The sequence below is a fragment of the Peribacillus sp. YIM B13472 genome, assembly GCF_042788005.1.
Lineage (GTDB): Bacteria > Bacillota > Bacilli > Bacillales > DSM-1321 > Peribacillus > Peribacillus simplex_E.
This window is the reverse complement of record NZ_JBHZPG010000001.1, coordinates 255,712-279,546: the sequence shown is the minus strand read 5'-3', so window position 1 is coordinate 279,546 and position 23,835 is coordinate 255,712. Positions and strand designations below refer to the sequence as shown.

At 38.3% G+C, this 23,835-nt stretch carries 29 protein-coding genes and 1 tRNA gene; 20 read left to right on the top strand and 10 right to left on the bottom strand.

The features are described 5' to 3' along the window. Window positions 1-69: 69 nt before the first annotated feature. A complete protein-coding gene (gene prpE / locus ACFX4I_RS01370) occupies window positions 70-813 on the bottom strand; it encodes a bis(5'-nucleosyl)-tetraphosphatase PrpE (RefSeq protein ID WP_377409015.1) in 744 nt (247 codons plus the stop codon). Window positions 814-926: 113 nt separating this feature from the next. Between prpE and mgtE the strand changes: the two genes are divergently transcribed. From mgtE to spoVIF, 11 genes are all read left to right on the top strand, one after another. Continuing rightward, window positions 927-2,300 (top strand): magnesium transporter, encoded by a 1,374-nt coding sequence (gene mgtE / locus ACFX4I_RS01365; RefSeq protein ID WP_377418612.1) that lies wholly within the window; start codon window positions 927-929, stop codon window positions 2,298-2,300. Between the two features lie 134 nt (window positions 2,301-2,434). After that, window positions 2,435-3,208: an enoyl-ACP reductase FabI gene (fabI, locus tag ACFX4I_RS01360; protein WP_230301492.1), complete on the top strand. Its 774-nt coding sequence runs from the start codon at window positions 2,435-2,437 to the stop codon at window positions 3,206-3,208. A 300-nt stretch (window positions 3,209-3,508) separates the two neighbouring features. Beyond that, window positions 3,509-3,823 (top strand): hypothetical protein, encoded by a 315-nt coding sequence (locus ACFX4I_RS01355; RefSeq protein ID WP_230301493.1) that lies wholly within the window; start codon window positions 3,509-3,511, stop codon window positions 3,821-3,823. A gap of 11 nt (window positions 3,824-3,834) precedes the next feature. Continuing rightward, window positions 3,835-4,410 carry a hypothetical protein gene (locus ACFX4I_RS01350; protein ID WP_230301494.1) on the top strand — a complete coding sequence of 192 codons (576 nt, stop codon included), beginning with the start codon at window positions 3,835-3,837 and terminating at the stop codon, window positions 4,408-4,410. A gap of 14 nt (window positions 4,411-4,424) precedes the next feature. Further along, entirely contained in the window at window positions 4,425-4,790 is a 366-nt protein-coding gene (locus ACFX4I_RS01345; RefSeq protein ID WP_230301495.1) for a DUF1360 domain-containing protein, read from the top strand. Between the two features lie 290 nt (window positions 4,791-5,080). Next, window positions 5,081-5,578: a YhcN/YlaJ family sporulation lipoprotein gene (locus tag ACFX4I_RS01340; RefSeq protein ID WP_230301496.1), complete on the top strand. Its 498-nt coding sequence runs from the start codon at window positions 5,081-5,083 to the stop codon at window positions 5,576-5,578. A gap of 15 nt (window positions 5,579-5,593) precedes the next feature. After that, window positions 5,594-6,064 (top strand): stage V sporulation protein AC, encoded by a 471-nt coding sequence (gene spoVAC, locus ACFX4I_RS01335; RefSeq protein WP_230301497.1) that lies wholly within the window; start codon window positions 5,594-5,596, stop codon window positions 6,062-6,064. Window positions 6,065-6,067: 3 nt separating this feature from the next. Beyond that, complete coding sequence (gene spoVAD / locus ACFX4I_RS01330; RefSeq protein ID WP_230301498.1) at window positions 6,068-7,093, top strand: stage V sporulation protein AD; 1,026 nt, start codon at window positions 6,068-6,070, stop codon at window positions 7,091-7,093. 16 nt (window positions 7,094-7,109) lie between these two features. Then, on the top strand, window positions 7,110-7,466 hold the full coding sequence (gene spoVAE / locus ACFX4I_RS01325; protein WP_076367087.1) for a stage V sporulation protein AE: 357 nt from the start codon (window positions 7,110-7,112) through the stop codon (window positions 7,464-7,466). A 102-nt stretch (window positions 7,467-7,568) separates the two neighbouring features. Continuing rightward, a complete protein-coding gene (locus ACFX4I_RS01320; protein WP_072272578.1) occupies window positions 7,569-7,721 on the top strand; it encodes a YjcZ family sporulation protein in 153 nt (50 codons plus the stop codon). A 109-nt stretch (window positions 7,722-7,830) separates the two neighbouring features. Then, entirely contained in the window at window positions 7,831-8,085 is a 255-nt protein-coding gene (gene spoVIF, locus ACFX4I_RS01315) for a sporulation-specific transcription regulator SpoVIF (protein ID WP_034314458.1), read from the top strand. Window positions 8,086-8,416: 331 nt separating this feature from the next. Here spoVIF and ACFX4I_RS01310 read toward each other — a convergent pair whose 3' ends face one another. Further along, window positions 8,417-10,690: an ATP-dependent helicase gene (locus ACFX4I_RS01310; protein WP_377418608.1), complete on the bottom strand. Its 2,274-nt coding sequence runs from the start codon at window positions 10,688-10,690 to the stop codon at window positions 8,417-8,419. Window positions 10,691-10,842: 152 nt separating this feature from the next. Here ACFX4I_RS01310 and ACFX4I_RS01305 point away from each other — a divergent pair, with 152 nt between their 5' ends. Next, window positions 10,843-11,133, top strand: a complete 291-nt coding sequence (locus tag ACFX4I_RS01305) for a hypothetical protein (protein WP_377418605.1) — start codon at window positions 10,843-10,845, stop codon at window positions 11,131-11,133. Window positions 11,134-11,187: 54 nt separating this feature from the next. Here the strand turns inward: ACFX4I_RS01305 and ACFX4I_RS01300 are convergent, their stop codons facing one another. The 5 genes from ACFX4I_RS01300 to ACFX4I_RS01280 form a co-directional block, all read right to left on the bottom strand. Further along, window positions 11,188-11,676: a spore coat protein gene (locus ACFX4I_RS01300; RefSeq protein ID WP_063577043.1), complete on the bottom strand. Its 489-nt coding sequence runs from the start codon at window positions 11,674-11,676 to the stop codon at window positions 11,188-11,190. 233 nt (window positions 11,677-11,909) lie between these two features. Next, window positions 11,910-12,173 carry a hypothetical protein gene (locus ACFX4I_RS01295; protein WP_377418602.1) on the bottom strand — a complete coding sequence of 88 codons (264 nt, stop codon included), beginning with the start codon at window positions 12,171-12,173 and terminating at the stop codon, window positions 11,910-11,912. 159 nt (window positions 12,174-12,332) lie between these two features. After that, window positions 12,333-12,761 (bottom strand): GNAT family N-acetyltransferase, encoded by a 429-nt coding sequence (locus ACFX4I_RS01290; protein WP_377418599.1) that lies wholly within the window; start codon window positions 12,759-12,761, stop codon window positions 12,333-12,335. A 4-nt stretch (window positions 12,762-12,765) separates the two neighbouring features. Then, window positions 12,766-13,281, bottom strand: a complete 516-nt coding sequence (locus ACFX4I_RS01285) for a YjcG family protein (RefSeq protein ID WP_034314450.1) — start codon at window positions 13,279-13,281, stop codon at window positions 12,766-12,768. 91 nt (window positions 13,282-13,372) lie between these two features. Beyond that, window positions 13,373-14,095, bottom strand: a complete 723-nt coding sequence (locus ACFX4I_RS01280) for an alpha/beta hydrolase (protein WP_377418596.1) — start codon at window positions 14,093-14,095, stop codon at window positions 13,373-13,375. Window positions 14,096-14,284: 189 nt separating this feature from the next. On the opposite strand from ACFX4I_RS01280, the gene ACFX4I_RS01275 reads away from it, so the two are divergent. Further along, window positions 14,285-14,842 (top strand): phosphatidylglycerophosphatase A family protein, encoded by a 558-nt coding sequence (locus ACFX4I_RS01275; protein WP_034314446.1) that lies wholly within the window; start codon window positions 14,285-14,287, stop codon window positions 14,840-14,842. A 17-nt stretch (window positions 14,843-14,859) separates the two neighbouring features. Here the strand turns inward: ACFX4I_RS01275 and ACFX4I_RS01270 are convergent, their stop codons facing one another. Then, window positions 14,860-15,081 carry a hypothetical protein gene (locus ACFX4I_RS01270; protein ID WP_034314444.1) on the bottom strand — a complete coding sequence of 74 codons (222 nt, stop codon included), beginning with the start codon at window positions 15,079-15,081 and terminating at the stop codon, window positions 14,860-14,862. 1,466 nt (window positions 15,082-16,547) lie between these two features. Between ACFX4I_RS01270 and ACFX4I_RS01265 the strand changes: the two genes are divergently transcribed. From ACFX4I_RS01265 to ACFX4I_RS01255, 3 genes are all read left to right on the top strand, one after another. After that, window positions 16,548-16,961, top strand: a complete 414-nt coding sequence (locus ACFX4I_RS01265; RefSeq protein WP_377418593.1) for a hypothetical protein — start codon at window positions 16,548-16,550, stop codon at window positions 16,959-16,961. A gap of 11 nt (window positions 16,962-16,972) precedes the next feature. Beyond that, on the top strand, window positions 16,973-17,530 hold the full coding sequence (locus ACFX4I_RS01260) for a hypothetical protein (protein WP_377418591.1): 558 nt from the start codon (window positions 16,973-16,975) through the stop codon (window positions 17,528-17,530). A gap of 310 nt (window positions 17,531-17,840) precedes the next feature. Next, window positions 17,841-17,912: transfer RNA gene (locus ACFX4I_RS01255), tRNA-Val, on the top strand. Window positions 17,913-18,082: 170 nt separating this feature from the next. On the opposite strand, the gene ACFX4I_RS01250 is transcribed toward ACFX4I_RS01255, so the two are convergent. Both ACFX4I_RS01250 and ACFX4I_RS01245 read right to left on the bottom strand, forming a co-directional pair. Further along, a complete protein-coding gene (locus tag ACFX4I_RS01250; RefSeq protein ID WP_377418588.1) occupies window positions 18,083-19,255 on the bottom strand; it encodes a tyrosine-type recombinase/integrase in 1,173 nt (390 codons plus the stop codon). A gap of 636 nt (window positions 19,256-19,891) precedes the next feature. Further along, a complete protein-coding gene (locus tag ACFX4I_RS01245; protein WP_377418585.1) occupies window positions 19,892-21,001 on the bottom strand; it encodes a hypothetical protein in 1,110 nt (369 codons plus the stop codon). A 133-nt stretch (window positions 21,002-21,134) separates the two neighbouring features. Here ACFX4I_RS01245 and ACFX4I_RS01240 point away from each other — a divergent pair, with 133 nt between their 5' ends. The 4 genes from ACFX4I_RS01240 to ACFX4I_RS01225 all read left to right on the top strand — a co-directional run bounded on the left by ACFX4I_RS01240 (window position 21,135) and on the right by ACFX4I_RS01225 (window position 23,596). Continuing rightward, window positions 21,135-21,341 (top strand): transposase, encoded by a 207-nt coding sequence (locus ACFX4I_RS01240; RefSeq protein ID WP_377358257.1) that lies wholly within the window; start codon window positions 21,135-21,137, stop codon window positions 21,339-21,341. Then, entirely contained in the window at window positions 21,334-21,522 is a 189-nt protein-coding gene (locus ACFX4I_RS01235) for a helix-turn-helix domain-containing protein (RefSeq protein WP_377358259.1), read from the top strand. The genes ACFX4I_RS01240 and ACFX4I_RS01235 overlap by 8 nt, the downstream gene beginning before the upstream one ends. 341 nt (window positions 21,523-21,863) lie before the next feature. Continuing rightward, window positions 21,864-22,712, top strand: coding sequence for a Replication protein O (locus ACFX4I_RS01230; protein WP_377418582.1), 849 nt, complete (start codon window positions 21,864-21,866; stop codon window positions 22,710-22,712). 14 nt (window positions 22,713-22,726) lie between these two features. Beyond that, a complete protein-coding gene (locus ACFX4I_RS01225) occupies window positions 22,727-23,596 on the top strand; it encodes an ATP-binding protein (RefSeq protein ID WP_377418579.1) in 870 nt (289 codons plus the stop codon). The last annotated feature ends 239 nt before the right edge of the window (window positions 23,597-23,835 follow it).

The following is a 23,835-nucleotide window of genomic DNA, read 5'->3' as shown; positions in this document are numbered from 1 at the left end:
AAACGAATTCAAGATTATGAAAAAATCCATAGACGAAAAAAAACTCACCAAGATGGCGAGTTTTTTTGGTTAATCAAAAGATGTCCTGAATTTTTCCGCTATATATGGCATGGAAGAAGGCACCTCTTGAAGATCCATTTCGGGATAACGGACAGCCGTCAATTTTCCACCGAAGACGCAGCCTGTATCAATATTATATGTATGATTGACTCGTCTTGCTTCAGGGACTGGTGTATGTCCATATACGATCCATGTTTCCCCTTTGTATGATTGTGCCCAGTCTTTCCTTACCGGAGACCCATCGGGATGTTTAGAGCCATTGATATCACCATAGAGGACAAAGGTTTTTACCTTATTGCTATATTGGCCAATATAGTCACTGCGAATTCCTGCATGGGCAATGATCAATCGCCCTTCATCAATGAGTTGATAAAGTGGGGAACGTTCATACAGATCCATGAATTTTTTTCGGATCTTCTTCTGCTCCCGAATGTTCAGTGATTCATATTCAGCTACAGTAGTCTCTAAACCGTGTGATATTTGAACTTTATTGCCTGAAAAATAACGATACAATTTATTGCAGTGGTTACCTGGGGCATACCTTGCTATATTTTGGTTAATGACTAATTCATGGACAACCTCTATTACTTGAAGGGAGTTGGGGCCGCGATCGGTTAAATCCCCTACAAAGCCGAGAATCCTTCCAGAGGGATGTACAGGAAACCCAGTCTCCCATGTATAGCCCATTTTTTCGGTCAGCTGCCTGAATTCAGCGAAACATCCATGAATGTCCCCTATGATATCGATGTTCATTTGACACACCCTTTGTTTGTTTTGTATATGTTTATGGTATTAGTATAGTATTATTTAAAAAAATAAAATATAAACGAGGAAATGAAAAAATATGTTTTAGGAGGTGTATGGTTATGGAGGAGATGAAGGAGCGGGAGAGTAGTCAAATGAATAACGAGCTTTTGCTTGAAGCGCTTAAAACGGAAAGTCTAGATCAGTTTCGTACGGAGTTCCTTGAAATGCATCCATATGATCAAGCTCAATTTTATACAAGCTTGTCAGATGAATTCAGATCCGTCGTTTACACATTTTTGTCACCGGAAGAAATGGCGGACCTTTTTGAAAATATAGAAATAGATGAAGAGGATTACGAAAGCCTGTTGGCTGAAATGAATCCTTCTTACGCAGCCGATATGCTTTCCCATATGTATGCGGATGATGCGGCTGACGTCCTGAATGAAATCAATGATGAGCAGGCCGTCAGCTATTTGACCATCATGGATGATGAAGCGGCAAGTGAAATCCAGGAGCTTCTGAACTATGAGGAATCTACGGCAGGAAGTATCATGACGACAGAATTCATTGCCATTGAAGCAAATGAAACCGCTCGATCAGCCATGCGGATCTTAAAAAGGGAAGCTCCGGAAGCTGAAACGATTTATTATGTGTTCGTTACCGATCAGGATAAGAAGCTGCTTGGTGTTTTATCGCTGAGGACATTGATCATTGCTGATGAAGAAGCTTTAATCGGTGAGTTAATGGATGACAGGGTAGTTTCTGTACCTGTATCTGAAGACCAGGAAGAGGTGGCACGAAAAATAAGGGACTATAACTTCCTTGCCGTGCCGGTCGTCGATTTCCAAAACCATTTGTTAGGGATTATAACGGTTGATGATATCATTGATGTCATGGATGAAGAGGCATCCGATGATTATTCTAAATTGGCAGGTATCTCTGACCTTGATCATGTTGATAAGAGTCCATTTTCCGCTGCAAAAAAAAGGCTGCCATGGTTGGTCATCCTCTTGTTTTTAGGCTTGCTGACTGCGAGTTTGATCGGCCGATTCGAAGAGACACTAAGCCAAAAAGCGATTCTTGCTGTATTTATTCCATTGATTGGCGGAATGGCTGGAAATACAGGAACACAAGCATTGGCAGTAGCGGTCAGAGGAATCGCAACAGGTGAATTAGAACAGGAAAGCAAGTGGAAACTGGTCCTTCGAGAGGCTGGAACTGGCCTTATAATTGGCCTGACATGCGGAATTGCCATCATTTTCATTGTCTATTTTTGGCAAGGTGATTTAATGCTAGGATTATTAGTCGGTATTTCCATTTTCATAACTCTAATCGTTGCCACACTTGCCGGTTCAATCGTCCCGCTTCTCATGCATAAAATGAAAATCGACCCAGCGGTAGCTTCAGGTCCTTTCATTACAACAATCAACGACCTTATCAGTATTCTTATTTATTTTGGATTAGCAACATTATTAATGGGCTATTTACTATAAGCCAAAGGTGGCCCTCTTGGAGGGCTATTCCCACAGGACTTAAGAAAACGGTGTTTTTATCAAAGGAATTTTGATATACTATCATTAGTAGCAGGTACTAATAACTTGTATTAAAAATAGGAGGTCACAATACGATGACTTTTTCATTAGAGGGAAAAACGTTTGTCATAATGGGTGTAGCGAATAAAAGAAGTATTGCATGGGGAGTTGCCCGTTCCTTACATAAAGCAGGTGCAAAGCTGATATTCACTTACGGAAAAGACCGTACGGAAAAAAGCGTTAGAGAACTATCTTCTACATTGGAAGGGGAGCCTTCCGCCATTTTACAATGTGATGTAACGAAGGATGAAAGCATTGAAAAATGTTTTGCGACGATTAAGGAAGAAACAGGTATCATTCATGGCGTGGCACACAGTATCGCATTTGCTAACAAGGAAGAGCTGGATGGTGAGTTCGTCAACACGAGCCGTGAAGGGTTCTTGCTTGCCCATAATATCAGTTCATTCTCTTTGACGGCTGTAGCTAAAGCGGCGAAGGAAATCATGCCGGATGGTGGCAGCATTGTCACAATGACGTATCTTGGCGGTGAACGGGTCATGCCAAATTATAATGTAATGGGAGTGGCCAAGGCCTCACTAGAAGCCAATGTCCGTTACCTGTCAAGTGATCTTGGCAAAGATAACATCCGAGTGAATGCAATTTCAGCCGGTCCAATCCGTACCTTATCCGCTAAAGGTGTCCGTGACTTCAATACGATTTTAAAGAAGATTGAGGAAGAAGCACCGCTCCGTCGTACAACGACTCCGGAAGAAGTAGGGGATACGGCAGTATTTTTATTAAGTGACATGTCCCGCGGAATTACCGGGGAAAATATCCATGTGGATTCTGGTTATCATATAATTGGATGACAGTAAATGAGGGGGCCGATATCGGTCCCCTTTTTTTGTTGATTGTCCACTATGCAGGTATGAACTGCTACATCTTCGATTATTATCTTTCCGATTTTTTCATCTTCAAATGTTTTATTTTCTCCGCTAATCCCCAACATACTTAAGTTTGGTTAGTGTCCTTTTTTGAGGAGCGGCACATCTCCAGCATAAAGAAGGGTGAATCTCATATAAATGATACATAGAGCTGATATTCATTGTTTGCGAGAATCGGAAAAACCCTGCTTTCAACCCTATTCGTGAAAAAGAAGGAGGGGAATCATGGACGTGAAGAAAGTTGGTATGCCTTGTGCTGCTGGAAAACAAACCGTACACAATTCGCTGAAGAGACATATTAATTTGAATGAAAAAAATATCAGCACTTCATATACTGCCGAGGAATTGGTGGAGCTATTGTCCCGGCTTCCGGCCTTTGCACCTAAACCTGTTTGTAAGTTCATCATCAATGACCGTACACTGTTTGGGAAATTGGAACAAAAAAAAGAATCCAGTTTGTTCATAAGGCATAAATTCGGGAAAAAAGTTGTCCAATACCATATGGAGCAGCTGCAGTCTGTGGATATCCTGAAATATTAAGGAGGGTTTTCATGTCAGAGAAAAACGGCGATAAGGAATCCAAACCACTTTTATATGTCGATCAAGCTAAAATATCAGATCAGCGTGGGAATATGCAAAGTGATTTTCGAACGAAAAAAGCTACACCTAAAGACAGCGTTGAGCCTGAACCCGAACTACAGGAAGCCGAGCAAAAAGAAGAAAAAATCGAAAAAGTCAAACGGGAATTCGGTGTTTATGATGCCATGAAGGAAATTGAAAAAGAGATTACGGGATTAAGGAAAATCACCGAACAATATGTCCCTGAGCAAACTCCGGTTGAACAAATGGAACATCCTGAACAAATAGATCAAGAACAAGAAAAACCAGTTAAGAGAAAAAGGAAAAAGGTGGAGAAGAAAGAATCTTCCCGCGACATCATTTCTCGCCTATCCAATCATCAAGGTTTTCCAAAGCCGTTATGTGAGGCTATTGTTAATGGAAAAACGATTCAATTTCATGTGTTGGGAATAAAGGGGGAATCAGTGAAGATTAAAAGAGGAAACCATATTCGTTTTGTGGGCCTGCCGGATATCATCGATGCCAAAATAATTGAAGAACCCAAGTGAAGGAGCAATATTAAATGTTTCCCCCACAAAATGAATTTACCTTATTTATAATATTAGGCTTGGCTTCCTTCAGACTGACACGCTTGATCGTTTTCGATAAAATCTTGGAGCCGCTGCGCCGCCCCTTTTTTAAAGAGATAGAGGAAAAAAATGAAGAAGGGGATGTGGAAATATTTTTAATGCCCAAGGAGAAGGGCCTGCTTGGCTGGATTGGACAATTGCTAAGTTGTTTTTGGTGTGTGGGAGTCTGGGTAAGCCTTTTTCTGGTTTTCCTTTATATCCAACATTGGTTTATTGGCGAAGTATTGATATTAATCCTTGCCGTAGCAGCAGTTGGCGCAATCATTGAGGTCATAATCAGCAAAATTATGGACATTTGATTGGAAACAACTTGTCTCTTCGTTCATATAGTATGGTATAGATCTAAAAGGAGGAGTCATAAATTGAATCAGAAACAGAATCCATGGGCTTATGCAAAACCGATTAAAAAAGATCAACCGGTCAAAATCAAGAAAGACTGTGGCTGTAATAATAACAATAAAAATAAAGGCTATTGAGGGGAAAAACCTTTCCATTTCGGAAAGGTTTTTTTATTTCCTAATCCTACCATTCATAAAAAAACCGTTAAACAAGAAAATAACAATAGAACGATAAATTAGGATGTGAATCTATGTTCAGACAAGGAAGATATTTTAAGGGCAGCTTGCTGGTTTTTATGGTTGTTTTGTGTGTACTTACTGGATGCAGCAATAAGAATGATGGAAAAACGGAGAATTTAGCAATGATTAAACGTACGAATCCTGAACCGATGGATATCATTAATGGGATGGATGAGAAGGATGAAAAGGGACTGATCTCAAAGGTCAAGGAAACAGTTGCTAATGAAGACACCATCTATGACGTGATCGTCGTGAAAAACGAAAAAAAGATTATCGTCGCTTATAAAGTGAAGCACCTGCAACGTTTTCATATGAAGAAAATTGAAAAGACTGTGACTGAAAATCTGGAAGAGAAGTTTCCCGAAAATGATTTTATCGTATCAAGCGATTATAAAATATTTTTGGAATCTGTAAGATTGAACGAGTTACTCAAAGAAAAAGATGTACCCGAGAAAAAGGCAAGGAAGAAGTTCAAAGAAATTGAAGAACTTCAAAAAGAATTAATTTAGAAGAGAGGTTCAGCTATGAGCGGCAAGGAGAAAACGACCCCACAGCAGAATGCGTATCAAGAGCTCCAAGGGAAGCATGAAATTAAAAGACCAATAGTGAAGAATTGTTTGAAAGCCTTTTTAGTAGGTGGTATTTTCTGCATAGTGGGACAAGCCATTTCCTACTTCTATATTTACTTTTTCAACTTTACGGAACAGACAGCCGGAGGTCCTACAACTGCCACCATGGTGTTCCTGGCTCTTTTGATGACCGGTTTCGGATTTTACGACCGCATTGGCCAGTTTGCTGGGGCAGGGAGTGCCGTCCCTGTTACAGGATTCGGTAACGCAGTCATTTCGGCAGCAATCGAACATCGGACGGAAGGTTTTGTACTTGGTGTTGGATCCAATATGTTTAAATTGGCCGGATCTGTCATTTTATTTGGAGTATTTTCAGCCTTTGTCGTGGCGTTGATAAAAACAATTTATCAAATGATTGGGGGCTAAGCAGTGTTAAAGGGAGAACAAACATGGATGTTTACCAATAAACCGGTCATCTTGGAAACAGGGGTAACAGGCGGGCCATTTGAAGCAAATGGAGAAATCGCGGGTGATTTCGATATCCTATACGACGATTTGTGGATGGAGCAGGAATCATATGAGAAGGCACATCGACATTTGATGGAAAAAGCGGTTGAGCTTGCATTGGAAAAAGGTAAGCTCAACAAGGAACAGGTACAATTTTTTTTGGCGGGCGATTTAATCAATCAGGTTACACCTACAAGCTTTGCAGCCAGAACTAATGGAATTCCATATTTCGGCTTGTTTGGAGCCTGTTCCACTTCAATGGAAGGGCTTGCTCTGGCTGCCTTCATCACTAATTATGGCGGGGCTAACTATGTGTTGACAGGCGCCTCGAGCCACAATGCAGCTGTTGAAAAACAATTTCGCTATCCAACTGAATATGGAGGGCAAAAACCACCTACAGCCCAATGGACGATAACAGGAGCGGGGGTGGCGCTGGTTGCTCCTGATGGAAGCAAGCAAGGGGAATTTCCCCATATTGTCTCGGCCACTATCGGAAAGGTCATTGACATGGGATTGAAAGATCCTTTCAATATGGGGGGAGCGATGGCCCCGGCTGCCGTCGATACGATACTTGCCCATTTCAAAGATACTGGTTTGACCCCGGATGATTATGATTTCATCATTACTGGTGATTTAGGTCAAATAGGGAGGGAGACAGCCATTGACTTATTAAAGCAAAAGGGCTGTGACATCAATCAGGAAAAGTTCAAAGATTGCGGATTGATGATTTTTAAAAAGGATCAGCCTGTTTTGGCTGGCGGGAGCGGTGCGGGATGTTCGGCAGTGGTTTTATACGGTCATATATTAAATGAGATGATTTCTGGTAAATATAAAAAAATCCTGCTTGTCGCAACAGGAGCATTATTGTCACCACTTTCCGTGCAGCAAAAAGATACGATTCCGTGCATTGCCCATGCGGTGGCCATTGAATATGGGATGAATTCATGAAAAAGGAGAGATTTCGATGTTAGCAATGTTTTTTTGGGCCTTTGTCATCGGTGGCTTGATCTGTGTCGTCGGCCAGCTTCTTTTCGATGTTGCTAAGCTGACACCAGCACATACGTTAAGCTTGTTCGTTGTAATAGGAGCTGTTCTTGGCGGATTTGATTTATATGAGCCGCTTGTTGACTTTGCTGGTGCTGGAGCAACGGTACCGATCGTTTCGTTTGGGAACTCGCTGGTGAACGGGGCGATGATGGAATCGGAAAAACATGGGCTCGTTGGCGTACTGACAGGTATGTTTGAAATTACTAGTTCCGGTATCTCTGCTGCAATCGTCTTTGGATTCATCGGAGCTTTGGTTTTCAGACCAAAAGGATGAAATAAGCGGAAATAGGCAGCCTGGACTAGGACATGGCCTATACATATTTGTCCAGACCTACATATGTTATCAGTAAGCTTTAGCGAGAGCGAGGTGATATGTATGTTTGGTTTTGGTGGCTACGGTTGTTGTGGCGGCAGCGGTTATGGATACGGCGGCGGTTATGGCGGAGGATACGGTGGCGGCGGTTCCACTTTTGCGATAATCGTTGTATTGTTTATCCTATTGATCATTGTAGGGGCTTCTTTCTGCTAAGGAAAATGGAATAGGCAGAAGAAGCCTATTCCATTTTTTTTTGTTTGGGCCTAGCACTATTTTTCTGATAATGCCATAGGATAGGTACAGAAAAGGGAGGGGCTTAGGTATGGATAATAACTTTTTTAAAAACATAGAAGGTAAAACGGGCGTAAATATGAAAGATGTATTAGAATTGGCAAACTCGCTGCAAGGAGCCAATTTCAAAGATGAAACAACTGTTAGAAATGTCATTAAGCGTGTTTCAAAAATAGCGAACAAACCGGTCAATAAGGAAACGGAAGATAAAATCGTCCATTCCATCGTAGCTGAAGGGAATAAGCTGGATTTCGGTACTATTTCTAATATGATAAATAAAAAGTGAAAAAAGGCCTGCTATCATGCAGGCCTTTAGACTGCAGACAAACTTGAAGAAAAGCGAGTTTGTCTGCAGTTTTTTTAAAAAAAGTTGTAGTTGATTCCAGAAATTTGCCGACTGTCTGCCAAGCCTCCTCGCGTAAGCATCTAGCGGTGTCCCGGCAAGCCCGTTTTACAGCAGGAGTGTCGCAAATTTCTTCATTTTAGTAAGGGTTTCATAAAACAGTAAAAATCCGTAAAGTATAAACTAGTCTTAAACATGGTTCGGGAAGAGACCATTCCTAACCCCATCTTGTTTTATCCTTCCATTTCCTAAGATGGATAGCATCAGCTTTTGGTCAAAGCTTCAGAAAACGTGATGGATGGGCGGTCCGTCCGCGTCTAGTTTGCAGGATGGAAAGGTAAAGGTCCTTTTTAGCCCTGGTTGCCGCTACATAGAGCAATCGTCTTTCCTCTTCAAGAGGGGAAAGTTCCCCTTTCCGGTAAGATTCAAGTGCGAAATCATGAGGAATGCTGCCATCGACAGCAGCAAGAACATATACGGTGTTATATTCAAGCCCTTTGGAACGGTGTATGGTGGTAAGCTGTATGGCATCCTTAAAATGTTTCGATAGCTGTTTAATCTCTTGGACCATCGCAGTCATATGATCGACATGTTCAATGAAAGCGGCGACGGTGGGAAAACGATTTGCTGCCACCTTTAAGTCACGGATGTCATCGGACCCTTTTTCCAGGTTCGCATCATTTCCGCGTTTTTTTACATATTCCTGGTAGCCTAAATCTTTCTCGATGATTTCTAAAGCTACGAGTGGGGACATAATTTTTAAAGAGCGGATCTGTCCTGGAATCGTTTTTAATTTTCGTTCTTGAAAAGCATGTCCTGTCTTTACAAAAGCAAATGCATCGATAAAATCACAATCCTGCAATATTGTCATTGCTTTTAACTCCTGTAATATACTTTGCTTTAAGAATAAGGAGGAAAGGACATCAGATGCTGCCTTGCTGTCATGAGGAAACAAACTCAAGCGCATAAAGGCAAGCATGCCGCGGATGACCCTGCGCTGATAAAACGAATCCGCATCCTTTTCAATGACGAATGGCAGGTTGGAAGCGGCTAGCCGTTCAAAAATGGCCCTGGACATCGTGTGTGTCCTGTACAATACTGCAAAGTCCCCAGGGTTTGCTCCCTTGGATATTTTCTCTTGGATATCGGATACAATCATCGTTGCTTCCAATTCCTCATCATAAGGATAAAATAAAACAGGGGGATTTCCTGAATCATGCTGTGCCCTCATCTTTTTCTCCATCCGGTTCTGGTTGCGCTTGATCAATCGGTTCGCTGTAGCGACAATTTCATGGGAAGAGCGGTAATTCTCCGTCAGCTTCACAACTTGGGATTGAGGGAAATCATGATTGAAGTTCAAAATATACTTTGGATCGCTTCCCCGGAATGAATAGATGGATTGATCATCATCTCCAACTGCACATACATTTTTTGATTCAGCAGAAAGGAGTTTTATCAATTCATATTGAACTTTATTGATATCCTGAAACTCATCTACCAAAAAATAGTTAAACCTTTGCTGATATTTCTTTAAAAAATCCGGGTGATTTTTTAAAAATACATAACAGCCTACAAGCATATCATCAAAATCATACTTCCCTGTTTGCTGTTTATATTCTTCATATTTCTTATATAAAAATAAACACGATTTCTCCCAATCGTCCTTAGGGTGAATATCTTCTGGAAAGGCCAAAGAGTTTTTCCAAAGCCCGATTTGTTGAAGAGCTTGATCATATGCAAATTCCTTATCATCAAGTTCCAATTCCCTTCCAGCCTGTTTTAATACCTTTTCTTTTTCCCACTCCCACTTCAATAGGAAATCGCGCTGCCATTTGGCTGGTTCATGGAAAATCAGGATTTTATAAAAGATGCTATGAAAGGTCCCGCTAACGATTTGAGAAACAAGGGAAGGCGTCATATGGGGATAGCCGAGCAGACGCTGCTGCATTTCCTTTGCGGATTTCGCCGTAAATGTTACAAGCATGATACTTTTTGGATCAATTTTTTTCACTGTAAGCATATAGGCAGTGCGTACCGTCAATACGCGGGTTTTCCCGCTGCCTGCTCCTGATAGGACGAGAATTGGACCATCGATCGTCATTACCGCCTTGAGTTGCTCTGCATCGAGTACAACCCCTGATGAGGATAATTCTTGAAAGTATGGTTCCTCTGATTGTGCCAGACCATATGGTTTATCTGAATATTTCGGATTGCCGGTTATGGGCCGGCTTTTAAGGAAAGGTTCTGTAATGGTTTTTGTTTCCGTAATGGTTCGTGATGTTGGAATCCTAAATCCATTTTGTTCCATATATTCTAAGGGCTTATCTTCATTTATTGATTCTGAAATTGGCATTTCACAGGGTCCCTGCGATGGGTCGCTATGATAAAAATAAGGTGTCTCATGGATTCCAATAAATAATTTCACTGGTTTATGACAAATGATACAAGAAAGCTGATCACGTTTTCCTTTTTCAAAAAGTGTCTGCAGCTCACCAGCTGAAACGGTATGTAAATGTACGATTTCATTGCCAGATTTTGCTTGATTCATATAAATGGATACCTCTAATCTATTAAAAATATCGGCAATACTCATCATACCAGAAGATTAGGAAAAAAGAATGCGGAAATCATGTTTAAATTATTGTTCCGGATGGGTAAATAAATGACAACATAACTATTTAAATATAAGGAGGGGTTACTATGGGATATATAGCACCTGTCACACAATTTGATTATATTCAATATGCCAACCGGACGGTCGAAGCTGCAGAGAAAGTAAGAATTGTTAAAGGTACTGACCCCATTCAACCTATCCGTTTTGATCAGGTGTTGGAAAGGGAAAGCATTGGAGGATTACTTCGAATTCAAGATAATGATCGGGTAAGTACATATGGAGCAGTCACATATAAATATCAAATGGGCATGAGGGTCAGTGAAGATTCATCGGCTGGAATGACAGGAAAAGGCAGGTTCATCAACGAAATTGTGTAGTTCCTCCAGAAAGACAAAAGAGGACACGTGAAGTGTCCTTTTTGTGCTGACTTCTTAAAGAATGTCTATTTCCACGATTAGGGCTAACAATAGTTGCAATAAAAGTTGGATGTTTAGAGCGATTTGTGCATCAGTTGTTGTAATGTCGATATCACGGCTGTTTTCAACAATTGTTTTTTGGCGCGTGATTTGTTTAACATTAGAAGATTGGATTAATTGTTGAGTGATCTTATCAGCATTATCAGCATCTGCAACGGAAATGCTTACGATGACCGCAATTGCAGCTTGTAGGGCAGCTTGTAGTGAGAGGGCCGCTTTAACATCCGTTGAAGTGATATTTACATTACAAGAATCTTTAATGTAAATAAGTTCTTCAGAAAGCTGAACTTGATTATTATCCTGTCTTGCATCTTGGTCAATCTTTGTGTCATCGTCGTTACAGAATCCTGAAAGGGGATGTCTGGAAGCGGAATCTAGAGCCGACCATGACCTTTCAGAGTCATCATGTGTGTTACAATTGCTACGATATACATTTTGGTTCATGTTGTTTTTTCCTCCTTAGGTTTTATTCCCTATTAAAATATGCTTTGATGGTTAATCGGGTTGGACGAATAAATCAGTTCATTCGTCTATTTTTTAAATACTTAGAGAAAGTATTAGTGTGTGGGGGATGAATAATAAAGAAGCTGGAGCTTTAGGAATGAAATGCAAGTGCTGCTATGTCTCGGTTTACTTATTTCTCGCCAGCAAGTAAGGTGATTAGGTGATATGGTGCGTCATTTATTTTTGGAATCCGTGAATTTGTTGTGAATGGAATTTGTAACTGGATTAACATCATGTTCCGTGATGTTCTTTTCTTGGTTTATGATTTTTTGTGATTGCTCTTGTAAATAACGAACGGTTTCTTTAAGGTTGTTTCTCTCTTTTTCAGTTAGATCGACCTTTTCCTTTTTGAAACCATGTTTTCTCAAAGTCCTCGAAACCAGAAGCTCCATCAGTCTTTTTTGAGACTCATCCAGGTTAAAATCATTGTTACCCATAAAATTTTCCCTCCTTCTTGCTTTCTATATATAGACTATGTATTTTTGATGAGATTGCCATTGAACGGAAATGGTTTTTTTCATAAAACGATAATTTAAGTCCATGAACGAACAAAAAAAGCTGTCCAATCAGAAGACTGAAAGGACAGCTTTTTTATATCAAAAAATGGTTTTCTTCATCGTATTATGAGGAATGCCAGCATCCATGAATTCGTCGGAAACGATCTCATAACCTAATTTTGAATAAAAAGGGATGGCATGCACTTGGGAATCAAGCTTTAATTGAGGCACTTCCTGCTGGGTTGCGTATTCCTCAATAGCATTCATGATCATGGCGCCGGCACCATTCTTACGGCCCGATGACAGTACACAAATGCGCTGTACTTTACCGATGTTGTCAATGATCCTGAAGCGGCCAGCACCGATTGGCTGATGCTGCTCATCATATAAAACGAAATGTGTGGAATCTTTTTCATATTCATCGATCTCTTCTTCAAGAGGGACGTTTTGTTCTTGGACGAACACTTTTTTTCGAATCATATATGCATTTTCAAGCTCTTGGCTGTTCTCTGCGATTTTTACAAACACGAAATCATTCAGCTCCTAATCTGAATGTTTCATATACGGTCCATGCCCCGTCTTCAAGTTGATACAGCAAGTGAACTCGCTTAACTTCTTCTTCATGGCTGATGTCAAGCATGCTTAATTGGCCTAAAACATCAGAATGCTCATTATCGGATAAATCTTGAGCGATGGTAATATGCGGGACAAATGCATGTTCACTTTCACTTTTGATGAAGTCTTCATTGTTAAGTGCATCATGAAGCTCTTGAAGCCCTTCGGATAATTCCACTTTGAAATAAATAGTATTGCTTACGGGTTGGAAAGACTTCGTTTTCGTTACGCTCATCGTAAAAGGCCTGCACTTTTGAGCAATGCCTTTTAATTGTTCCGCGATTGTTGAAATTTCCATATCCGTCGCTTCGAACGTTGGTTTAAGCGTCAGATGCGGTGGTATGAAAGCATATTTCGTATCATACCGTTTGCGATAGGAGTTAGCTAAATCTTGAAGTTTTTTTGAAGGGAAAATTGCAACACCATATTTCATAAATAAAACCTCCTGATATTTTTTTTTATTGTTGCATTATAGTTGGATATGTTTTTACTTGAAACCATCTAAAGAGATGATTTCGAGTATATTAGAACATTTCCAATAGTGCTCGTTTTAAATCTGCCTGCCAATATTTCCAGGTATGATTACCTTCAAATTCTTCATAGAAGCAAGGAAATCCTTTTTGGTTTATTAATTTATGCAATTCCCTATTTGGTTCTATGAAGTTTGCCTTGTTGCCATCCGTCGTCGGAACATCTGTTTCACCAGTCCCGATCACATGATAAAGTTCGAGGAGATGCGGATCCTCAAAATTACGTACAGCGTCCATTACTGCTTCATTGGCAAGTGGCGACTGCATGATGCATTTCCCGAAAGTATGCGGGTACTGCAAAGCGGCCAATAAAGAAACTGTACCCCCAAGAGAGTCACCTATCAAAGTTCGACCATGTCCCATTTGATAGGTTGGGAATTCATCATCTAAAAACGGGACAAGTTCATGGGCAAGAAAACGTATGTATGCAATGTGCTGTTCCCCGTCCGGATGATATTTGCGCCTGCGGTCAAAGCGGTCTTTATAGGGAATGCCGACAATGATGATATTCTCGATCTCATCGTTCCCTAACAGCTCATCTGCTACCCGGCCAATTCGGCCCATTTGAAAATAATCACGGCCATCCTGAGCAATCACAAGCGAATATTTATACAATGGCGAAAAATTAGCAGGCAAGTAAACATGCAGTTCCAATTCTTCTGCTAAAGCTTCGCTTTTAAACATGTACTCTTTAATTGTGCCTTTGCGTAAACTCATTTTCCCGCACCTCAATGATAAATAATAATGAAAAACAACTTACATGATTATTTTAGCATAGCCTTGCGACTTTTTCCCGTGACAAGAATTTAGAATATAAAATTTTCGTTATATTTTCTAAAAATTTAAATTATAAGGTGCTATAATAAAAGGATATAGAAAAATAATACAAAAAAGGTGGCGAATAAAATGGCAGATGTACACGTACACAGCAGGGAAGTAACAAAGGCGGCTAAACGAACATTATTAGAGCGCGGTGTCAGTGTGGAGGCAATTGCAAAAATCGTTTATGAATTGCAGTTCCCGTACAAAGCTGATCTTAAGCTGGAGGAATGCATCCACAGTGTTGAGCGTGTCCTGTTGAAAAGGGAAATTCAACATGCCATTTTAGTCGGTGTGGAGCTGGATAAACTGGCAGAGCAAAAAAAACTATCAGAACCCCTGCAATCGATTGTTGAATCAGATGAAGGGCTATTCGGAGTGGATGAAACGATTGCCTTTGGTGCAGTTCTCGGTTACGGAAGCATTGCTGTAACAACCTTTGGCCATTTGGATAAAAATAAAATAGGCGTCATACACGAACTTGATAAGAAGCAAGAAGGAATCGTGCATACCTTCCTGGATGATATCGTTGCAAGCATTGCCGCGAGTGCCGCCTCAAGGTTAGCTCATCGTCTGAGAGATGAAGAGGAATCGTTAACTGAACAGGAAAAGGACATCCAGGAAGAAGAAGAGTTAATAGGTTGAACCTTGAAGAGCAATCTTCAGCCAGACCTGTAAAACCTGGCCTTAATGAGGCGGGCAGAAAGGATGTTGGCTACTTTAAATGTCCGTTTTGTCTGCCTTAGAAAACAGAATGCGTGAATATGGCCTGGATAAATTTCAAGCACCTGGATTTTCCGTTGCGTAATCTTACCTTGTTCGGAGAGATAAATTATTTCTAATGGAGCATTTTCTTCCATATGTTTACGAAGTATATATTTCATTCCCAGTCACTCCTTTGCTGACTTGCTTGCTATCATTATATTCGAACATATGTTTTATATGCAAGTGAAAAGGGAACGTTAGTTCGTTTTTTGTGATGAGAAAAACTTTTTTAATATAATGCGTTGAATTTTTAACAAAATAACAAATTATGTACTTTAAGTACCTTACTAATTAGTCATTACATACGACAAGTTAGCTCATTGGGAGATCACTTCCTTGACGGGGAAGGCTAGTCAGGTTTCACTCTACATAGCACTAACAATTTCAAGTTAATGAAGCTTACGAGATGTGAAGTTGCCATGTATCGACACTATTAGTTCAAGCCTTAACGACTTTACCAATATAAACTTCTGAATCACTTTTCTTTCTATTCCAAGAAGGGGGAGGTGATTTTTTGTTGATTTGATTTGCTTTAAAAAATAGTTTATATGATCAGGAAATAGAAGGATTAAGGGAGACAACTCTCAGTGGTTGCAAAGAGCCTTTTAATGGACTGAGGAAGAAGGAATGACTCAAGTAAAGATATCTTACCCCGAGGATGCTCAATGGTTTTCTATAAGGGTACTCCGTCAACGTCTATTCATCCCGCTTTGTTCGGGATTGTGAAGGGTAGTAAATGTTTTATAACTTCTTCTATAAGCTCTTCAACTTCACCTTCTGACCTTTTTTCTAACGGTCCTCGCTGAAGTACAATAGCTGTTTCTTCATCAATCAAAACTGAAGTGCATTATACCTCATCTCATTGTCAGATGGAGAAGAGAGAATCTGTTTCCACGATTAACATCCACAAAAATCCCTTCCTTATTATTAGTTTCTTAGAATAAATTTTTGTTCATCTATAAAAGAATGGAAGTTTGGCGACATTTGGATATCCATTTTTATAAATACATTGAGCGTCGAGTACAGCACTCAAGGTAACCTTGTTTACGTTAGGTAAGTGAAACCTGAAAAGGGTCTCAAGAGTCATTACATGCTAGGTAGGTGCTGATAAGGGGGAGCTAGGTGAGTTTTACCATCTAAGGGGAATCAAAGGCGGATGGAGCAATTAGGGTCTGCAATCCTTTTTTTTATTGGATTTGTTAACTTTCATTGTTAATTTTTGAACAAATAAAAGAGGCCACTTATTGTGTTCTTCTTTAGTGTTTCTTCATGATCTAGCTTACCTGATAGTTTGTGTTTGAAAAAAGTTAAGAAGTTAACTTTCTAATATTACTTCACCCCTTTTTGTTAACAACCAACCTTCTTAAAAACGGTATATTAACCAGTAGATTTTTGTTGTTTTAATTAGATATATTTTTACTTTTGTACCATATTGTACAAACACCTTTTCTTTTAATGAATAAAATAACCAGAAAATAAAAAAAGAAAAAGGTGATTATAATTAAAAATCATTATTCTATTTCACATTGTAATTCCTTTGTAGACTCCACATATCTTAATAAGAAATGTGATCAAAAGAAACCGGATGATTGTCATAGCTGCCATAAGAAACACAATGACTGTATTTGTCACCAAAAGAAACCGGATGATTGTCATAGCTGCCATAAGAAACACAATGTCTGTATTTGCCACCAAAAGAAACCGGATGATTGTCATAGCTGTCATAAGAAACACAATGACTGTATTTGTCATCAAAAGAAACCGGATGATTGTCACTGCTGTCATAAGAAACACAATGACTGTATTTGTGAGCAAAAGAAAGATGATGACTGTCATTTGTGCCATAAGAAACATAATGACTGTATTTGTCATCAAAAGAAACCGGATGATTGTCATTGTTGTCATAAGAAGCACAATGACTGTATATGCGATCAAAAGAAAACCGATGAATGTCATTTGTGCCAGAAGAAACATAATGCCTGTCACTGTGACTATATGAAACATAATCTAGTGAGAGCATCTGCGTTTAGGGCTAATAAGAACACACCACAACTTTACAAAGCAGCGGTTACTCCCTCCGTAAAAGTTTTATTCCAAACTGAACAGTTTGATTTAGCAGATGAATATAATCCGCACATATCAACATTTATTCCAACTAAGGATGGAATTTATGAGATAACAGCAAAAGTCTCGTTTTGTCCTTCAAAAAGTAAAAGCAATGATTCCTCAAAAAACAAAAAAGATAATTGCAAATGTGATTATTGCAGTAAAAATAGTTGCAACTGTGATTATTGCAGAAAACATCATTCTTCAAAAGACAAAAAAAAGAATTCTTCAAAAGAAGGATATGTCGCATCCATTTCCATTAACGTAAACGGAGATAATTTAGATATTGTTAATGACTTCTTGGAGAAATCAAGACCTATTGGACTATCGGTTACTACAATCCTTCAGTTACAAGCAGGAGATCGGGTACAAGTATTATTTAGCGCAGGTGCAAACGGAGAAATTTTAGCAGAAGCATCTTTAACAAACTTTCAGGCTGCTAGATTCCCTTCTCCAATGTAAAGATCTTTCTGCCTTAGTCTTAGATTGAGTAAATGGACATCATATTTGTTAATTAAAGTTGAGTAAACGTATGATTAGGAGCCTTGGATTCTCCTTGAAAAAGGTGAGGTGGATTCTATTCCGAGAAATTTTTGGGGGCAGATCGAACTTTCAGGGATTAACTCCTAAGACCACACTTTACGGAAAAAAACTTTTTTAGCAAAACTACTTGTTTTATTTTGAATACCACTATATAATAAATCTTGTTCAGAAAAGAAGTCAGCAACTAAGTAAGTTTTAAACCAAGCTCTATAGAGCTTGATTTACATACGACTTGTTAGCTCAGTGGGAGAGCACTTCCTTGACAGGGAAGGGGTCGTGGGTTCGAATCCCTCACAGGTCACTATAACAGAGCCTTGGTATCCTTGTGATATCAAGGTTTTTTCGTTGTAACAGGATATTAGTTTGAGATAATACAGATGAATTGGTGGCGAATTGGTGGCAAAAATCTTAAAGCGAAAAAAAGAGGTATTGTTTTAATTGATTCCCAATATTACTTCACTCACATTTTTTTTATTTTATTTCTTTATTTTTAAACAAGTTATCAAAGTGTTCTGCTGCTTTTTCATCAGCACTTTCTAGTGCATGACCGTAAAGATCCATGGTTGTTCCTATTTTTGAATGCCCTAGCCTAGCGCTAATTGTTTTCATATGGACCCCTTGGTTTATTAGTAGGGTTGCTGATGTATGTCTTAATTCGTGAAATGTTATCACAGGTAATTCATATTTTTTCAGACGTTTATTCCACCATCGAGTTATACTTTTAGGGTCCATTTGTTTGCCCATATCGGAGCTAAAGAGTAAGAAACGACTTCCTCCTTCCCAACTATCTCCAGCACGTAACTTCTGTCTAATCTTCATAGTTTTATAACGTTTAAGTTGTTCTATTACACTTTGTGATAGGGTAACGGTTCTAATGGAATTTCTTGTTTTTGGTTCCTTAAAAATGTAACCTTGTTCTTTTGTGTAGGCTAATGTTTGTTGGATATTTATTTTCCCTTTTTCTAAGTCAATATGATCCCATTCTAAACCAGCTATTTCTCCTCGTCGCATTCCCGTGGTTATTGCAAGGGTAACAATCACTTTCCACTTCATATCTTCTCTACTTAAATGGTTCATTAGCTTCCGAACTTGTTCTTCTGTAAAAACTCTACCTTCTCTTGATTGAACCTTCGGTTTTTTCACATTTTCAGCAGGGCTTTCCTTTATAACCTTCCATTCAACTGCACGTTTAAATATATTTCGGAAAATACGGTGGTGTTTTTCGACTGTTGCAGATGATAATGCACCCGGTTTTCCGTCACCTCTAGCTCCGTCTTCTTGTAGCTTATCTAAGAAATCTAAAATTTGCAGAGTATTGATTTTATCAATTTTCAAATGACCAAATTTGGGTAATATTCGTTTGTTTAGGAAAGTTAGGTATGTTTCATAAGTGGTAGCTCCTAATTGTTTTTTTGCATATTTACTTTTCCACTCTTCAACGAACTGAGAAAATGTCATTTTCTGTGGAGCAAAGTATTGTCTTGTTTCTATTTCGGCTACGAATTTTGCTAATTCTTTATTTGCTTCAGTTTTATTTTTACATTTTATTGTTTTCGTTTTTCTAATACGGTTACCTTCTGCATCTAAACCAAACGGTACAACAAGTCGAAAGGAATCCTTTCCACGCTTTTCTACGTATGCCATATTTAAATCTCCTTAATCTGATTTTTTTTCGCTTTTAGATACCCACTAATTCCCCAGGTTTTTTTTTCTAAGTCGAAGTTTCTTTAATAGTCAATATAGGTTTCTACTACAGTGCCTTGTATCTGATTTGGAATAAAGACCTATTCTGAAGTTTCAATTCAGTTATAAAGACAGCCAAAAGCTTAATGGCTACTGTTATTTTTCCCTTAACGTTTTTGGTTCTTAATTGGCTTTCGTGTTTTGATCGAAACCCAGAATAACTGTTTGCCGATATGATTCTTTTCCTCGCTCTTCTATACTTCCACGTCCCGCCATAATATTTTACTCCTCTCGGCTTTAATCTTTTTTCTTTTTTCAAACGGTTATTATAGGCCATTTCACAAATTGACATTTTACGCCCTGGAAGTACCGAGCAATACCGCTGCCGCTGGTGGGTTAATTCAAAGAAATGACCGCAGTATTCCAAAGTCTTGTTTCAGGTTGACTGCATATAGTTAACCCTTAAATAGAGATAGGTAGCATGGAGTAAATCAAAGTCAGATACAGTTACGCCTTCCTTTTTGGCTTTCCGTTAGCATGAGTGCCAATATTTACAACACCCCATATTGAGATCCTTTCTTTTCAAGGTACCCCATTTTACTTTTCTCCTTTCTGTTCTATCCATTTTCGAATTGTTACTTCCGCGTCTTTTGTTAATTCTGATATTTCGTTAATGCTTTTTCCTTCTTCATGTAATGTAAGAGCTTTTTTCTTTGCCCTTTTTAGTCGTTGGTTGAAAGTATTTTCACAAGTGCTCCTTTTCCGTCCTGGAAGAGGGGGACAAAATCTTCTCCCTTCATGAATCACTTCAAAAGGATGACCGCAAAGCTCACATCTTTTAAAAGATGAATCATTAAGCATAGCTTGACTGAGTTGATAATAAGCAATATCAAAAAGATCAGAAAAATTAAATTTTTGAATGATTTTACTATTAATCGGTTCCAATATCCTCTTGGGTCCTTTTTCATTCAGAAACACTGTTATTATTTCTGGTAATTTTTCAGCGAAACCGCCTCGTTCTTTAGGGATTTCAAGTCTTGAAAGTTCAGCTTCTAAATAATGTTTATATCTGTTTTCAAATTCCAAAATAATACTTTCGTTGTTTTCTTTTAAAGCGAGCCAGCCATTAAATATATATCGGTAAGAAGCTAATTTTAAGTATAAGGGCAATAGAAAAGAAAACTGTTTAAAAATGTAATTATTTTCAAAAACAGCATCCCATCCCATTGCTACAAACTGTCCCGTTGGAAGCCCAAAAATCTTACTAAATTCAAGTAATTTTTTATCATTAAATGGTTCTAGTTTTGCCAACTCTGTATAAAGAGCTTCCATATCTAAGCTATTGTTAATCGTTCTCGTTGCCTTTTCTTGAACTTTCGATAATTCCACACTAATGCCACCATGTTTTAATATTTCTTGTTCCTTTTCCTCCGGCTTTTTATAATTAATTTCTTCTAATTTCTTTTCCAAAATAGAAAGATCACTCTTGATTGAATATTCCTTTATTTCGCTATGGTATGGGAGGTGGTGTTCAACCACTTCACGTAAAATATAATTTTGCCATACTTCCGGAGAATGTTTTTTAATAGCCCGTCTATTTAGTTTTGCTAAATCATGTAAAACATAGCCAACATTCTCCGATTGAATAATTTGATAATTATCATAAACAATGATTTTAGTAAAAAGATTTTTTTCAATTAGATTCATCATCATCTCTCCTGTACCACATAAATTTATTTTTTTGAGTTGTTGATATAATTTCCTTGATATGTTAATTTTAATTTAACACAACAACAACATAAAATCAATATTTGTTGTGGTACTAAAAAGGAGGGTGTAAATGTTTAATCGTAATCAAGACATAAGAGAAGCTAAGGGGCCCATTCCAATTTGGGCTATCGCAGAGCGATTGGGTGTTCATGAAAATACGCTTCGTAACTGGATGAAGAAAGAAATGAACAGGAAACAAAAGATAAAAGTTATATCTGCTATTACGGACATAAAAAAGGAATTGGCTAACCAGAAAGAAGGTGTTCTTGATGAGTGAACGGAAAGCGATCGAGCGGCAGACAATAACTGTACAGGAAACTGCTGCTTATTTAGGAATTTCGAAAGATTTAGTATACGCGATGGCAAAAGCCGGAGAATTACCTGCAGTAAAGATTGGAAGGCGTATTTTGTTCAGAAAAGAGTCGCTAGATAGATGGATGCAAGCACAAGAAATGTAGATTAGGCAGTAAGTGATAGTGTACAGAGGGTTAATTCTCCGAATCTGTCGTCACCATTCAAACAATAACTAAAAAAGAAAGCGGACCTGAAAGCAAGTTATAGTGTTTTCTTTAAAAGGAAGGTGACTCAATGTCGGCAAATAACAATAAACAACAACAGTTCATCAATGAAAGGTGTGTAATTAAAATGAGGCTTAAAATTTTTCCTTATAATGCTCCAATTCTTAAGGGAAAAGGTGAAATTCTATTAGGGGAAAAATGGATATTTAACAGAAAATATTTTCAGGAGTACATTGACCGATGGTCGATAGAAATAAAGAAAAATGTGTAGGTGAGGTGATATGCAAGGATGGATTAAATTACATCGACAAATTCAAGACCATTGGCTTTACCAGGAGAATAGAAAATTTTCTAAATATGAAGCCTGGCTTGATCTGTTAATGATGGTGAACCACGAAGACAAAAAAGCGGTTATTGGTAGTGAAGTGATTGTGGTTAAAAGAGGCCAGCGTATCACTTCTATTAGGAAATTATGTGACAATTGGGGTTGGTCAAATACTAAAGTAACACAGTTTCTAATTCTGTTACAAAATGAAGGGATGATACATCTAAAAAGCGACAGTAAAAAAACGGTTATAACCATAAGCAATTATGACTTTTACCAAAGTAATGAAGATAAAAAAGCGACAAAAAACAGACACGGAAACAACGAAAAACAGACGCAAAGACATACAAACAAGAATAATAAAGAATTAAAGAATGAAAAAGAAGATAAAAAGTCTTCAAGTCGCAAGTCGGAAATTTACGATGAAGAAAGCATTCCTTTTCAATTATCCTTAAGGCTTTTAAGAAACATCAGAAAAAATAATGCTGAATTTAAAGAGCCAAATCTTCAAATGTGGTCTGCTGATTTTCGTATTATGATGGAGAGAGACAATCGAACGAAGGAACAGATAGCATACTTAATTGATTGGTGTCAGCAAGATTCTTTTTGGAAGTTAAATATACTTTCTCCATCTAAATTAAGGAAACAATATGATCAGTTAGTTATAAAAATTAATTCTGAAAAGGGTAAAAAGAAAAGTGTTCAGGACTTTTCTACAGAACGCCCTCTGCATTGGGAAGAACCGAAACCACTAACAAAAGAGGAGTACCATCGTATGAAAGAATCTGAGGCTGAATTACTTTAATAGGAGGGTTGATAATGAAAGGTATCAAGCGTTTCTTTGATGATGCTTTTAAGGATGCTGTTAAAAAGATGGTTCCAATATTAGTTGATTGTGATGACTTCGAACTAAAATATCAATGCAATTTACCTTGTCCAGGTTGTGGAGATAAAACGGGCAGTGGTTTGTTTTATCGTATATCCAATAAAAAGGTTTGGTTGCAAGATGGAGATACGATGAAATGTTCAGTTTGTAGAGACAGAGAAGCTTTTAAGAATTATCAAGATAAAAGTTTAAAGGAATTAATATCATCTGTAGGCGAAAGGCTTACGAAAGAATACTTTTTTCTTCCGGAATCTTTAAAAAATCCTGGCTTCAATAATTATCAAGAAACAAATAACATCACTGCTGGAGCTAAGGAAAGAGCTGTTTCATTCACCAAAACATTTTTAGCATCAACAGACGCTTGTCACAATCTTTTGATTATGGGGAATCCTGGGACTGGAAAAACGCATTTGTGTGCGGCAATTGCCAGAAACATAAAACAAAAAGGTTTTACCGTTGGTTTTTTAACGACAGGGAAACTGCTTTCGATGATTAGAGAAACTTATCAAAAGGAACCTGCTAAAACAGAAAGCGAGATTTTAAGAGATATAACAAGGCTAGATCTTCTCATTCTCGATGATGTTGGATCAGAAGCAAAGGGAGGAAATGATGATTGGAGAAAAGGAATGTTTTTTGAAATTGTAGAAAGTCGGTCTGGTAAACCGACGATCTACACAAGTAATTTAACGGATGTAGACTTACCCGTTGCCGTGGGAAAAAGAGTTTATAGCCGTCTTCATGATAATACACAATTTATTGATTTATTTACAGAAGATTATAGGAAAAATTTGCGTATCAAATAAATGCAGGCTGGACTTTATAGGTAAAATAAGAAAATCTCCCATTAATAAATTGATAGCAAAATAGAGATTGGTCTAAATGATAGCTACGCAATTTACATGGGCACTGGTTTCTATTTGCTTGTCAATTGTTGGACTATGTTCGTCATTTCCCCATGATTTGGGGTGTAAAGGCGTTGGGGTCTTTCGATAAAAATTATAAATAACCATCACGAGCGGAAGCAAAGGCGATTTGTCGGTTG

Excerpts from the sequence above, each read along its gene's own strand:
- ACFX4I_RS01310 (WP_377418608.1), bottom strand. The coding sequence starts at position 10,690 with ATGAATCAAGCAAAATCTGGCAATGAAATCGTACATTTACATACCGTT.
- ACFX4I_RS01345 (WP_230301495.1), top strand. The coding sequence starts at position 4,425 with ATGTTTCCCCCACAAAATGAATTTACCTTATTTATAATATTAGGCTTG.
- ACFX4I_RS01355 (WP_230301493.1), top strand. The coding sequence starts at position 3,509 with ATGGACGTGAAGAAAGTTGGTATGCCTTGTGCTGCTGGAAAACAAACC.
- ACFX4I_RS01235 (WP_377358259.1), top strand. The coding sequence starts at position 21,334 with ATGAGTGAACGGAAAGCGATCGAGCGGCAGACAATAACTGTACAGGAA.
- ACFX4I_RS01275 (WP_034314446.1), top strand. The coding sequence starts at position 14,285 with ATGGCAGATGTACACGTACACAGCAGGGAAGTAACAAAGGCGGCTAAA.
- ACFX4I_RS01340 (WP_230301496.1), top strand. The coding sequence starts at position 5,081 with ATGTTCAGACAAGGAAGATATTTTAAGGGCAGCTTGCTGGTTTTTATG.
- ACFX4I_RS01300 (WP_063577043.1), bottom strand. The coding sequence starts at position 11,676 with ATGAACCAAAATGTATATCGTAGCAATTGTAACACACATGATGACTCT.
- ACFX4I_RS01265 (WP_377418593.1), top strand. The coding sequence starts at position 16,548 with ATGATTGTCATAGCTGCCATAAGAAACACAATGACTGTATTTGTCACC.
- ACFX4I_RS01350 (WP_230301494.1), top strand. The coding sequence starts at position 3,835 with ATGTCAGAGAAAAACGGCGATAAGGAATCCAAACCACTTTTATATGTC.
- ACFX4I_RS01295 (WP_377418602.1), bottom strand. The coding sequence starts at position 12,173 with ATGGGTAACAATGATTTTAACCTGGATGAGTCTCAAAAAAGACTGATG.
- ACFX4I_RS01230 (WP_377418582.1), top strand. The coding sequence starts at position 21,864 with ATGCAAGGATGGATTAAATTACATCGACAAATTCAAGACCATTGGCTT.
- spoVAE (WP_076367087.1), top strand. The coding sequence starts at position 7,110 with ATGTTAGCAATGTTTTTTTGGGCCTTTGTCATCGGTGGCTTGATCTGT.
- ACFX4I_RS01240 (WP_377358257.1), top strand. The coding sequence starts at position 21,135 with ATGTTTAATCGTAATCAAGACATAAGAGAAGCTAAGGGGCCCATTCCA.
- ACFX4I_RS01270 (WP_034314444.1), bottom strand. The coding sequence starts at position 15,081 with ATGAAATATATACTTCGTAAACATATGGAAGAAAATGCTCCATTAGAA.
- prpE (WP_377409015.1), bottom strand. The coding sequence starts at position 813 with ATGAACATCGATATCATAGGGGACATTCATGGATGTTTCGCTGAATTC.
- ACFX4I_RS01305 (WP_377418605.1), top strand. The coding sequence starts at position 10,843 with ATGGGATATATAGCACCTGTCACACAATTTGATTATATTCAATATGCC.
- ACFX4I_RS01285 (WP_034314450.1), bottom strand. The coding sequence starts at position 13,281 with ATGAAATATGGTGTTGCAATTTTCCCTTCAAAAAAACTTCAAGATTTA.
- ACFX4I_RS01245 (WP_377418585.1), bottom strand. The coding sequence starts at position 21,001 with ATGAATCTAATTGAAAAAAATCTTTTTACTAAAATCATTGTTTATGAT.
- spoVIF (WP_034314458.1), top strand. The coding sequence starts at position 7,831 with ATGGATAATAACTTTTTTAAAAACATAGAAGGTAAAACGGGCGTAAAT.
- ACFX4I_RS01250 (WP_377418588.1), bottom strand. The coding sequence starts at position 19,255 with ATGGCATACGTAGAAAAGCGTGGAAAGGATTCCTTTCGACTTGTTGTA.
- ACFX4I_RS01225 (WP_377418579.1), top strand. The coding sequence starts at position 22,727 with ATGAAAGGTATCAAGCGTTTCTTTGATGATGCTTTTAAGGATGCTGTT.
- ACFX4I_RS01280 (WP_377418596.1), bottom strand. The coding sequence starts at position 14,095 with ATGAGTTTACGCAAAGGCACAATTAAAGAGTACATGTTTAAAAGCGAA.
- spoVAC (WP_230301497.1), top strand. The coding sequence starts at position 5,594 with ATGAGCGGCAAGGAGAAAACGACCCCACAGCAGAATGCGTATCAAGAG.
- ACFX4I_RS01320 (WP_072272578.1), top strand. The coding sequence starts at position 7,569 with ATGTTTGGTTTTGGTGGCTACGGTTGTTGTGGCGGCAGCGGTTATGGA.
- mgtE (WP_377418612.1), top strand. The coding sequence starts at position 927 with ATGGAGGAGATGAAGGAGCGGGAGAGTAGTCAAATGAATAACGAGCTT.
- fabI (WP_230301492.1), top strand. The coding sequence starts at position 2,435 with ATGACTTTTTCATTAGAGGGAAAAACGTTTGTCATAATGGGTGTAGCG.